At 48.5% G+C, this 10,786-nt stretch carries 15 protein-coding genes and 1 tRNA gene; 11 read left to right on the forward strand and 5 right to left on the reverse strand.

Going from position 1 to position 10,786, the window contains the following annotated elements:
• Positions 1–13 precede the first annotated feature (13 nt).
• The 5 genes from ACP5KC_RS03510 to ACP5KC_RS03530 all read left to right on the forward strand — a co-directional run bounded on the left by ACP5KC_RS03510 (position 14) and on the right by ACP5KC_RS03530 (position 2,641).
• A tRNA-Arg gene (locus tag ACP5KC_RS03510) sits at positions 14–122 on the forward strand.
• Positions 123–191: 69 nt separating this feature from the next.
• On the forward strand, positions 192–1,022 hold the full coding sequence (locus ACP5KC_RS03515) for a UbiA family prenyltransferase (RefSeq protein ID WP_428286845.1): 831 nt from the start codon (positions 192–194) through the stop codon (positions 1,020–1,022).
• 47 nt (positions 1,023–1,069) lie between these two features.
• Positions 1,070–1,423 (forward strand): hypothetical protein, encoded by a 354-nt coding sequence (locus ACP5KC_RS03520; protein ID WP_273433001.1) that lies wholly within the window; start codon positions 1,070–1,072, stop codon positions 1,421–1,423.
• A gap of 6 nt (positions 1,424–1,429) precedes the next feature.
• Positions 1,430–2,011 (forward strand): hypothetical protein, encoded by a 582-nt coding sequence (locus tag ACP5KC_RS03525; RefSeq protein ID WP_273433002.1) that lies wholly within the window; start codon positions 1,430–1,432, stop codon positions 2,009–2,011.
• Between the two features lie 66 nt (positions 2,012–2,077).
• Positions 2,078–2,641 (forward strand): hypothetical protein, encoded by a 564-nt coding sequence (locus ACP5KC_RS03530; protein WP_428286846.1) that lies wholly within the window; start codon positions 2,078–2,080, stop codon positions 2,639–2,641.
• A gap of 33 nt (positions 2,642–2,674) precedes the next feature.
• Here the strand turns inward: ACP5KC_RS03530 and ACP5KC_RS03535 are convergent, their stop codons facing one another.
• Positions 2,675–2,845 (reverse strand): hypothetical protein, encoded by a 171-nt coding sequence (locus ACP5KC_RS03535; protein ID WP_191118459.1) that lies wholly within the window; start codon positions 2,843–2,845, stop codon positions 2,675–2,677.
• Positions 2,846–2,964: 119 nt separating this feature from the next.
• On the opposite strand from ACP5KC_RS03535, the gene ACP5KC_RS03540 reads away from it, so the two are divergent.
• Positions 2,965–5,157 (forward strand): STT3 domain-containing protein, encoded by a 2,193-nt coding sequence (locus ACP5KC_RS03540; protein ID WP_428286847.1) that lies wholly within the window; start codon positions 2,965–2,967, stop codon positions 5,155–5,157.
• On the opposite strand, the gene ACP5KC_RS03545 is transcribed toward ACP5KC_RS03540, so the two are convergent.
• The 4 genes from ACP5KC_RS03545 to ACP5KC_RS03560 form a co-directional block, all read right to left on the reverse strand.
• A complete protein-coding gene (locus ACP5KC_RS03545) occupies positions 5,154–5,339 on the reverse strand; it encodes an RNA-protein complex protein Nop10 (protein ID WP_257719660.1) in 186 nt (61 codons plus the stop codon). The genes ACP5KC_RS03540 and ACP5KC_RS03545 overlap by 4 nt on opposite strands.
• Before the next feature lie 3 nt (positions 5,340–5,342).
• Entirely contained in the window at positions 5,343–6,143 is an 801-nt protein-coding gene (locus ACP5KC_RS03550; RefSeq protein WP_273433006.1) for a translation initiation factor IF-2 subunit alpha, read from the reverse strand.
• A 155-nt stretch (positions 6,144–6,298) separates the two neighbouring features.
• Entirely contained in the window at positions 6,299–6,496 is a 198-nt protein-coding gene (locus ACP5KC_RS03555; protein WP_052884372.1) for a 30S ribosomal protein S27e, read from the reverse strand.
• 1 nt (position 6,497) lies between these two features.
• A complete protein-coding gene (locus ACP5KC_RS03560; RefSeq protein ID WP_052884924.1) occupies positions 6,498–6,785 on the reverse strand; it encodes a 50S ribosomal protein L44e in 288 nt (95 codons plus the stop codon).
• A 114-nt stretch (positions 6,786–6,899) separates the two neighbouring features.
• Here ACP5KC_RS03560 and ACP5KC_RS03565 point away from each other — a divergent pair, with 114 nt between their 5' ends.
• The 5 genes from ACP5KC_RS03565 to ACP5KC_RS03585 form a co-directional block, all read left to right on the forward strand.
• Positions 6,900–7,283, forward strand: coding sequence for a transcription factor S (locus tag ACP5KC_RS03565; RefSeq protein ID WP_273433007.1), 384 nt, complete (start codon positions 6,900–6,902; stop codon positions 7,281–7,283).
• Between the two features lie 84 nt (positions 7,284–7,367).
• Entirely contained in the window at positions 7,368–8,111 is a 744-nt protein-coding gene (gene pcn / locus ACP5KC_RS03570; RefSeq protein WP_052884371.1) for a proliferating cell nuclear antigen (pcna), read from the forward strand.
• A gap of 3 nt (positions 8,112–8,114) precedes the next feature.
• A complete protein-coding gene (locus ACP5KC_RS03575; RefSeq protein WP_424740537.1) occupies positions 8,115–9,179 on the forward strand; it encodes a hypothetical protein in 1,065 nt (354 codons plus the stop codon).
• Positions 9,180–9,181: 2 nt separating this feature from the next.
• Positions 9,182–10,285, forward strand: coding sequence for a DNA primase small subunit PriS (locus tag ACP5KC_RS03580; protein ID WP_273433010.1), 1,104 nt, complete (start codon positions 9,182–9,184; stop codon positions 10,283–10,285).
• 150 nt (positions 10,286–10,435) lie between these two features.
• Positions 10,436–10,786 (forward strand): hypothetical protein (locus ACP5KC_RS03585; RefSeq protein ID WP_428286848.1); only part of this gene is annotated, 351 nt, incomplete at its 3' end.

The raw sequence follows: 10,786 nt of genomic DNA on the forward strand, positions 1-10,786 counted from the left end.
CTAGCCTTCACGAGGGCCCGTAGCGCAGTCAGGAAGCGCGGCGGCCACGCTCCAGGAGCGCCGCAGTCCTAGGCTTTCCCAGAGAAAGCCGCAGGTCCCGGGTTCGATTCCCGGCGGGCCCGCTTAACAAAATCCGTCTTTCATCTCCTATGGGCGCCATGTTTTATATCGGGGGGTAGCTCCGTAAACTTGTGGGAAAAGCTAGAGCCTATTTAAGGTTAACGAGAATCGAACACGGCGTCATGACCGGCCTTGCGGTCATGGCAGGATTCTTAGCTGTCAAGTGGTGTCTGTGTGAGGCGTTGATAATCGCTTTTCTAAGCTCTGTAATGGTTGAAGCCTCTCTCTTCGCCTTTAATGATATCTTTAATATGGAAGAGGACAGGATAAATTCGCCTGATAGGCCCCTCGTCACAGGAGAGGTGTCAAAAGACGAAGCCGTAATTATTGCAATCCTACTAGCATTTTCCTCAATAATCCTCGCCTCACTCCTGGGTAAAGCACCCATGCTCCTTTTAATCATGGCGTTATCCTTCGGTAATCTTTACAACGCGTATTTGAAGAGGTTTTCAATAATCGGTAATATCACTGTCGCAGGGTTAACGGCGAGCAGTTTCCTTTACGGATCGCTGGCAACCGGCCTCGATGTACCCGAGAAGACGATATTATTCTTTATGATAGCATTTTTAGCAAATGTAGGAAGGGAGGTTGTTAAAGGTGTCAGGGATCTTGAGGGCGATGTGAGGGTGAACATATGCACTCTAGCGTGTGAGATAGGATCAGAAAAAGCAGGAAAAGTTGCATCGGTCTTCATGCTTCTCGCTGTTGCACTAAGTTTTGCAGCCATAAGTTACTTCGCGAACAAACTGTTCTTCACAGCGCTAATATCTCTGACAGACATTATTTTCATCCATGGTGCTTACCTTATGCTGAAGGAGCCAACCCCCTCCAATGCCGGCAAGCTGAGAAACACTACTCTAATCGGCATGCTTATAGCCCTGGCATCCTTCGTGATACCCTAGGTAGCTGGAAAAGACAAAAATAAATAAGCGGGCCTGGTGTAGCAGTTATGCCTGAAGGAAGATTTACTATATTAGAGAAATTGGTATCCGAGAATAACCTTGCATGGCTCCTACTAGTAATCTCAGTTTTAATCGCATCAGGACTAGTCTTCATCTTGGCGGAGCGACCACCCTTCTCTCTGGGCACCTACATAATCTATCCTGGGACGGCTTCACAGACAACAGGCGAATTTCTCACGATATTTTTCCTATATTCTCTATCGATAGCCGGGCTTATCTTGCTCTACGAGGCTCCTAGGTATCGCTCCCGGCCAAACCTCGCAATAATGTTTCTGATATCAGGCATACTCGTAGTGTTAATCTCTGTCTTGCTACTATTCACCGTATATGGGATGAAGTAATCAATTATGAAGAGTATACTACGCCTTTACAGACTCCCAGGAATACATGTAATCTATGGTCCGCCAGGTTCCTGTAAGACCCGCTTCTCTATATTCACAGGTCGCTTGATAGCTGGTACCTCCCCCCTCCTTTATGCAGGACTTGGAAGACATTCTATTATATCGCCTGAGGAAAGTGAGGAGATAAAGGTTGTAAGAATTCAAAATCTGAAAAGCGAGATAAGCTTTCTACTCAGTCTCGAAAAACTATCTGGAAATTTCGGCTCTCTGGTATACGATGGCTTCTCAATATACTTTCTACCGCTTAGATTCTATATGCGTGAGACTTCCATATCAAAACTCCAACTTTTCGCGGCCTCAAAGCTTCATGAGTTCTCTCAAAGAAGAAGCATCCCCTTGATAGTTACGGCCCAAGAGATCTCTGGCCGAAAGCCACTTGCCTACAAGATTCTCAGAAGATTCTCCCGAGACTTTACCAGACTTGAAAAAGTAGACGAGAAGATAGTCGTTCATGTTTACGACAGGAATCTATACGAGAAGTTTACCGAATCCATTGATGGGTGCTTTGAGGAGAAGGCTTCTCGATAAGTATGTCCATACTCGTGGCCTCCCGGCGCTAAACTATATAAACCTGAAACTAGCACGAGTACACAGGTGTCTGACCCAATACGCGTCTCCTCTGAATGTCGCGAGAAGTTACTAATTCTTTCTCACTATCTGAGTAGGATAGCGGGTCACTATGAAATAGATCCCGAGAACCCCCAAGTAATCATACCTTGCGAAATATTAAATGACGATATTGCTGAACCACTTATCAACGTATTTTTAAGATCACCACCTCAAAGACACAAGGAGGTTATAATAGCTGTTGACCCAGGCGAAGCTAAAACAGGCCTCGTCATGGCCGCAGACGATGAAATACTCTATGCATCGTCGACAACCCCCGAAACATTTAGGAAAATATTCCAGGCTCTCTCCCGATACTATGCCCGTGTGATTCTTTTCATTGGGAATACCCCCGCGGCGCATAAGCTCCTTGAAGTCAAACCACCCAATGTAGTGGTCGAGTTTCTGGATGAATCAAAGCTTCCCATCCCTCACACAGACATAAAATCAAAGGATGATGTACTCGACGCCTTAGGAATATACCTTAAAGGTCGCGCACTCCTAATAATGAAGGCTATCTCGAATAATCGTCGTATGTATGAGGGGAAGTAAGTTTACACAAGGAGCCCTATAGGCTTTCTGGAGCTAGCCCCTTGTTTTCCTTCTCTTAACCTCGATATCCTGTGGGATCCAATCTATCGCGGTACCACATTTTGGGCATTTTCCCCCGACAGAGGCGTATATTTTATAAAGGTTGGGGAGCTTTTCCCCCTTGTAGAACACATAGCCACACTTCTTGCAGACAACTGTTATCATTGAGGATAACAGCAGGAATCAAACGTTAATAATATTTTCTCAATTTGGAGTATATCCGAGTCAGCCTGATTTCTCGCATAAGCTCAAAAATAAATACCTGTATGTGTGAAGCGTAAACTGTGTCTGGAAGAAAGACTACCATCAAGGACAGTCTTGCTTCAGCGTTGCTCAAGGGGCTTGAAGCTCTAGGAGATCCGAGAGTTGTGGTTGGAGTAATTCTGGCCATCTCGTTTACCATAACGCTCCTGGCACGCCTAGCCCCCCTCCACTGGGGCGTTTATCTCAACGAGTTCGACCCCTTCTACGAGTATTACCTATCCGTGAAGACGCTGGAAAACGGTAATGGTAGCCTCCTTGGAGGCATAACTTGGTGGTATCACTGGTGGTTTGAAAACCCCAAGCCACTCGACACATTATTCTGGGCCCCGCATGGCAGGGATCTTAGGGGCTCGAGCCAGCCTGGAGCCGCACTTTTTACGGTGGCTGCCTACGAGCTTCTCCGCACCTTAGGGGTGAAAACCGACCTATATTTTGTTCACGGGATCTCGGTCCCAGTTGGAGCCGCCCTGGCTGTTTTCACTGCTTATCTATTGGGTAAAGAGCTGAAGGATGAGAGAACAGGCGTGCTGTCAGCCGTCCTCATAAGCCTAAGCTGGGCTTACATGTATAGGACCAACTACGGGGCTAAGCACGAGGGATTTGCAATCCCCTTCATGCTGCTAGGCTTCTACCTCTTCCTGGTGGCTTACCGAAGGAAATCACTGGGACTCTCCATCTTAGCCGGGCTCTCCTTCGGAATGGTTGTCCTATCGTGGGGCGCATACCTGTACCCCTGGAACTTCATAGCCCTCTTATCCCTGATTTGGCTTCTATTCCACCCTACTGATAAAATCATGGCAAAGATCTATATAGCCAGCAATGTAATTACAACCCTCTTTGTCGCAACCACACCTAGGTTTGGCCCGAAAACGGCATTCTTATCTCTGGTAGGTTTCCTGCCATTAGCTACTACTCTCTATGCGTTCTTCTTGTTAATAGGGTATTCCCGGCTAAGAGCAGCAACTCCCTCTAAAATAAAGAAAATAGGTATTGGAATAACGGGAGTAGTAGTTATCTTTTTCATTGTCGCATATGTAGCAGGGTTAACCTCCTTGATCTCTGGAAGGATACTAGCAGTTGTACTGCCAACTATTAGAGAACCCGGAGTGACTACAGTTGCTGAACACGCAGTACCCTCATGGAACCAACTCTTTGATGATTTTCAGTCCTCAATAATTTTCGGGATATTTGCTGTGTATCTCTTCGCCAGGAGGCTGAAGACAGACCTTAACGCAGCCTTCGCCGCCCTCTACTTTGCTACTTCTCTCTACTTTTCATCATCGATTGTGAGGCTCGTACTGCTTTTGTCGCCAGCCATATCAGTCGTAGCCTCTATGGGACTTATCGAGTTATTCGATAGGATTCGCATGCTGTCAAGTCCGTCAATATCCAGGAAAAAAGAGAAGTCTGTCTCGCCGGCACTAGCTGTCCTGGCAATGATTATACTCCTCTTACTCTTCTCGCCTTCAATACTTGGTTCGAGAGTACCTATATATTCCCACCAGCCAGCACTTATACTCACTTCATCAATACCGATGATAGACTACAACTATCAATACATGGACTGGATCTCAGCACTAGAATGGATAAAGATCAACGTCCCGAAAGATGCTACCATTGCGACATGGTGGGACTACGGCTACTGGATAAGCGTCAACACCGAGCGCAAAACAACTTGTGACAACGCTACAATCGACACGAAGCAGATCCAGAGAATAGCTACTGCGTTCATGTCAGACGAGGACACAGCCCTGAAAATCTTCAGGGAGCTAAACGTAACCTATGTAGTAGTGTTTGAGCCGCTACAGAGCCTCCAACTCTCAACGGGTATGAGCGTATATTTCTCAATGATACACCCAGCTCTAGGAGGAGACATGGCTAAAAGTCCCCAGATGCTGAAATGGATAGGACTTGATGCAGGAAAGTATATCTACGGATTTAACAACGGCTCCTACGCGTATCTAGATTTAGGGAATAACCAGAGGTTATACCTCCTTGTTCCCGCACCCACCCCGCAGGGGTTAAACGCGACACTCTACAGGATGATCTTCACTAGAAACTATAAACAACAGCTCTTCATCTTCGACTCCTTCCTAGGTCAGCTCCAAGGCTATAACGGTCCACACTACTTATTATCCCCTCTAAAACACTTTGAGCTCGTATATGTCTCGGAACCCAACGGATGGGTAAAAGTCTTTAAAGTAAAAGGTTAATTTCGCTTATCGAGAAGAATCTCCAGCTTCATTTTTCTCCTATAATCTCCATAAGGGTCTTCAGGCGAAAACTTAGCTGGGTGAGCGGCCCTCAGTTCCCCTCCACAGTACGGACACTTATCAGAACGCAACGTGTACATCCCGCACTGTGAACACTTGTGTAAAAGTGTATGCTTTCCCACCTCTTATTCACCTTTTAATCTTTCAAACGAGAAGCTACAGCCGTGGGTTTTCGCGCCCTGTTCAATAGCTTTTAGAATATCTGATGATATTTTCTCACCATCCTTATAATTCAACGCCTCGACATCTAACTTATACCTGGGAGCTCCCAGTGTATAAAACCTTACAGAGGTATTCGATGGCAGCTTCACGCTTCTTTCCCAAGATGTTAAAATATCTTTCAACGCTTTAACCCCACCCTCCAGGCACTGAAGATTAATGATAAAGCTGAGCTTCACCCGTGGGAGTCTAATGTTTTGACGGGCTATCTCCGCGACAACTTCGGCCCATTTTTTCTCAACGTTGGCCTCTAAGAGAGCCTCTTCGCCCCTCAGACTAGCTTCTTCGAGTCCTTTAAAAATCTCTCCATAATGGTCTTCAAGCGGCCAGCCAACCTTCTCGTAAGCCTCGTCGAGGGTCTTACGTAGCTTTTTAGCTGCAAGCTCGAGAATCTTTTCAGCCCTCTGTGCCCTCTTCCACTCTATGAGTTTCTCTTTTCTTTCTCCATCTGAGACTCTCTTTAACGATAAGTCAACCAGCTTTCTTGAGGGATCTACACGTATAACCTTGAACACAGCCTTCTGTCCCACCCTTAAAACATCTCTTATATTCCTAAACCAGCTATGGCTAGCCTCTCCAAGCGGGACATAGGCCCTCAATCCCCCGTACTCGTCCAAAGCTACAAAGGCTCCATGCTCGTGAATCTCCTTTACAGTAGCCACAACCAATTCATTGAGGCTAGGAACCTCTTCTCTACGTCTAACCACAGTCTATCGCCGGAGAGAATAAGTTTAGTGACAGATATTTTTTGCCTCTCAAGCCTGTCACGAGAAAGTTTGAAAAAAGAGGACATCTACAGGAGAATTAGCTTAATGGGCGACTATTCTTAAAAGGATCAGTGTTTCTACACGATAATGTCTGGTTACGTCAAGAATTCCACGATTTCCGCTATTATTAGAGCTTTGCCCCCTCTAGGCTGTACAAGAACCCTGCCACACTTGAAACACTTAGCTGTAAGGGAGGAGTGACTGAACACTACCTGGACGTTACCACAGTCGGGACAGCGAACCTTTACGAACCTGCTCCTAGGCTTTGGAACGAGCTGCTCCACCTCAACCATATCACTTCACCTTCTCTACTATTTCCAGTTTCTTCAGCCTAATGCCTTCCTTGTGATAGGTATATCCACAGACCTTACACTTAAGCTTCAACACCTGTTTCTTCGTAACCTTTGCAGTCCTCTTCTGCTCAGGCTTCCTCTTAGACCCATAACCCCTCTGCTTCCTTAGATACCTCCGCTGACCCTCAGCCAACGTTCTCCTCTTTCCAGCCTTATAAAGCGTAACCTCGTGCTCTGTATGTGTCTTACACTTTGGACAATAGGTCCTTATCACTGCAGGAACCTTCATTCCAACCCCCACGCTGCACTTTCAACCCTACACGCATAATTTAAGCTTTTCCAGCCTGCATAGACGCATGCATCTAGATGACTGAATACTTTTGCCTAAACCGCTAACCTCGCCTTGGAAAAGGTTTATAGGCGAGGCCTAGAGCATGGGTCTCTAGGTGGATACATGGAGTTCTGCCCTAAATGCGGGGGGCTAATGCTACCAGCCGTTGTGGACGGCAGGAAAGTATTAAAGTGTAGAAGCTGCGGATATGTTAAGGAGAGCAATAATCCTGGAAACGCGTACCGTCTCGAGGAAAAAGTTCAACGACACCCCCTCGACAAGATCACCGTCTTGGATGTGAACGTGTCTACACTCCCAGTGGTGCCCTTCAAGTGTGAGAACTGCGGCAACGACAAAGCCTACGTGTACGAGGTTCAGACAAGGGCTGGCGACGAGCCAGCGACAAGGTTCTACATATGCACTAAGTGCAGGAAGGTCTACCGCGAATACGCCTGAAGAGGAGATCCCACGTTATTCTTGACGCCAACCTTAATGATAGTTTTATATTCAGTATCCAACTTCTTTAAACGAGGGTCAAAAATGGTCAGGTTCACCTTCCCGGATGCCCGCGAATGGAGGTATATTCTTGAAAGCCTTTCAACAATAGTCGACGAGGCAAACTTCCTTGCATCTCCAGACGGGTTACGCCTCAGAGCTCTAGACCCAGGCAGAGTAGCGATGGTTGACCTCTTCATGCCAGCCGGGCTCTTCGAGGAATACTCCGTGGACTCGGAGACTAAGATTGGCGTTGTACTCGACGACATCAACAAGGTCTTAAAGAGGGCTAAGTCCGACGACAAGCTCGTATTCGAGGTCGGCGAGGGCAGGCTCACAATAATTCTACAAGGCAGGGCCGAGCGGAGGTTCAGGTTCCCCCTCCTCGACATTGCAGGCCAAGAACTACCCTCTCCCAAGCTCAACTTCACGGTTGCAGCCAAGATGCTCAGCGACACCTTCAGGGATGCGCTCAAGGACGCGTCTCTGGTATCAGAGGCTGTAAAGCTCAAGGCCGAAGACGAGTCCCTCCACCTATCTGCTAGGAGCGACAGGGGCGAGATAGAGACAAAGTTCACCATAGAGTCGGGAAGCCTGCTCGAAATAGACGTGAAGGAACCCTCAGAGGCCAGCTACGGGATAGATTTCCTGGACAAGATCGTCTCGAAAGCCTACAGGGTGAGCGACATAATGGCTCTACGATTCGCGACAAACATGCCCATAGAGATGAGCTTCGACATAGCCGGAGGCGGTACGCTGAAATACCTCCTAGCCCCGCGCATGGAGTAACCCATGGGTTCAGAGCATTTAAAAGTGGTCATTGGTCCCGAGGACTATTTAAAGTATCCATTCCTGCCGGAGGCCATCAAGATCGTTAAGGAGCTAGGCCTCACCATCGAGGAATTAGGCGAGACACCCCTAGGAAACGAGATACTAGAACAGGCTAAGAGAAAAATCCTCTCCGTTATTGAGGACGGCAGATACCCCGTATCCAGCGACGACTACAGACTTGAAGTATCGGCCTTTGCAACGGCCATTCTCCTTCTATCACAGGTAGGCGATAAAGCCCTAACCGAGAAGTTTGCGACAGCCTTCTCCAAGAGCATCTCGCCCAGCCTAGAAGCCGACTCACGCGAAAGGGTACAGCTGCTCTTCTACATCTCACAGGTTCTAGGATGGAACGTTAAGATTAGCAACAAAATCTACGTGCACTTCAAGAACTATATCCATGCACAGCCGGACTTCACGGGTAAATGGAAGCTCGTAAACAGGGCCCTCAGAGACGGCTACGTCGAGGTCTCCACGCATGAGTTAGCGAGACTTATACAGACAGGAGTGAAGAAACATGTCTCCAGGCTAGTGGAATCCGCGAGCGTGGATTCCTCGCTACTACCAGAGAGGGTCTACGCCGTTGTAGAGGAGCTATCACAGTCCTGGGCTAAAACGAGGAGGGAAGTTTTAGAGTTCGCGCAGGCCGGATACAGGAAGAGCGGCATGGACGCCTTCCCCCCATGCATCAAGACTCTAATGGATGAGGCGAAGAGCGGAAAAAACCTTCCTCATAGCGCCCGCTTTGTACTAGCGTCATTCCTGCTTAACGTCGGCTTCACAGTGGATGAGACACTCGAGATATTCAAATACTCCCCCGACTACAGGGAGGATCTAGCCCGGTACCAGGTTGAGCACATAGCTGGCCTGAGAGGCTCCAGGACAAAATACACACCCTACAAGTGCGACAACATGAGGAGCCTAGGACTCTGCAGGTGGAGGTGCGAGGGGGTAAAGCACCCCCTCCAATACTTCTACAGGGCCCTTCGCGGGAAGACCCCCAGGGTGGTTGAGAGCCAGGTGTCGTAGAAGTGGACATACAAGGCTTGTTCAAGGAATACTATCGGAAAAACCCAGTCCCTCCCCCTCCAAGCATAGAGAGGAGAGAGTTCGCCTTCACCACTTTCTCGTCCAGCGGGATGATCAGACACATATCTTTCAAGAACCCCGAGGAGATGAACAGATACATTATTGAAAGAATACCGAGGCACGCCTACTACTCCACCGCGTACTACTCCGACCCCTCAGCCCCCGAAATGGAGGACAAGGGCTGGCAAGGCGCAGACATGGTCTTCGACATAGACGTAGACCACATAGACACCCCCTGCAAGCCCCTCCACGACACGTGGAGGTGCAAGGCCTGCGGCGCCCATGGAAGAGGCTTAGCTCTCAAGTGCCCCGTTTGCGGGAGCGAGAGCCTCGAGCGTCAAACCTGGGTCTGCGACCGTTGCATAAGCGTGGCCCGCGAGGAGGCGCTCAAGCTCATAGACATACTTGAAGAAGACTTAGGCATCTCCAGGAGCGAGATGATCCCAGTCTTCTCCGGGCACAGGGGCTTCCACATACACGTCGAGGATAAAGCCTTAATCGACCTCGAACAGGAAGCCAGGCGCGAGATAGCCGACTATGTGCGGGGCCTCGGCATAGACCCCGATCTATACATCGAGAGGACAGGAGACCTCTACAAGTACAAGTACCCTTCAACGGCCCCAGGGTGGAGAGGCCGCATAGCCATGCACCTCGCCCTTAGGGGGAAAGAGGACACCCCCCTCCCGAGGGAAGAGCTCAAAAAACTCATAATGGAGTGCGTCGCCGAGGCCAGGGCAAACATAGACGAGAAAGTCACAATGGACGTCAAGAGGCTCATACGCCTGCCAGGAACACTCCACGGCAAGACAGGCCTCAAAGTACTCCCACTAACGATCCAGCAACTCGAGGCAATGGACGCCGCTAGCATAATCGAGAGGGCAGTCGCGCTCCCAGACACCCCCGTCAAGGTCGAGATGGAAGAGTGGCCCCGCCGAGTACTAGGCTTCACATTCAGCGAAGACGGTTCTAAGAAAACAGTACCGCTCTACCTGGCAGTCTACCTGGTGCTCAACTCTCCTACTGCTCGAATACTATCCATTGGGTAAAACGCTAATTTAAGCCTCAGAGGAACACGTTTCATTTTTAGTCGAACAAATATTAGCCTGAAGCCGGATTCTAATTAACAGAAAAGGTTGCCTATAAATACCCTGCAAGCCAACAACCCCTCGAACCCCGAAAAGGGGTGAAGCATGCATATGAGTAAAAAATACATCTTTGGAATACTCGCACTAGCAATACTAGCACTAGCACTAACCACCACGGCACAGGCGGCCCCAGTAACCTCAGCCTATGTACAACTCTTAACTCCATGGGGCAAACCCTTCGCCAACCAGAACGTAATAATCGTCGTGTTCAACGAGACAGGAAACTGTATCATAGCCTATGCCCAAGGCACAACTGATGCAAAAGGCAAGATAAACCTCCAAATAGCCAGCAAGATTCCAATATTAACCGAAACTAAATATAAGGGATCATATAACATCTCCGTATTCTGGCAGGCCTACGGAAAAACCTTCCTCCTAAACACCACAAGGTACACTACAACT

This window comes from Infirmifilum sp., from assembly GCF_049970975.1.
In the GTDB taxonomy this organism is placed as follows: domain Archaea; phylum Thermoproteota; class Thermoprotei; order Thermofilales; family Thermofilaceae; genus Thermofilum; species Thermofilum uzonense.

Coding starts and splice junctions, on each gene's coding strand:
- ACP5KC_RS03520 (WP_273433001.1), top strand. CDS start 1,070: ATGCCTGAAGGAAGATTTACTATATTAGAGAAATTGGTATCCGAGAAT.
- ACP5KC_RS03525 (WP_273433002.1), top strand. CDS start 1,430: ATGAAGAGTATACTACGCCTTTACAGACTCCCAGGAATACATGTAATC.
- ACP5KC_RS03535 (WP_191118459.1), bottom strand. CDS start 2,845: ATGATAACAGTTGTCTGCAAGAAGTGTGGCTATGTGTTCTACAAGGGG.
- ACP5KC_RS03555 (WP_052884372.1), bottom strand. CDS start 6,496: ATGGTTGAGGTGGAGCAGCTCGTTCCAAAGCCTAGGAGCAGGTTCGTA.
- ACP5KC_RS03560 (WP_052884924.1), bottom strand. CDS start 6,785: ATGAAGGTTCCTGCAGTGATAAGGACCTATTGTCCAAAGTGTAAGACA.
- pcn (WP_052884371.1), top strand. CDS start 7,368: ATGGTCAGGTTCACCTTCCCGGATGCCCGCGAATGGAGGTATATTCTT.
- ACP5KC_RS03575 (WP_424740537.1), top strand. CDS start 8,115: ATGGGTTCAGAGCATTTAAAAGTGGTCATTGGTCCCGAGGACTATTTA.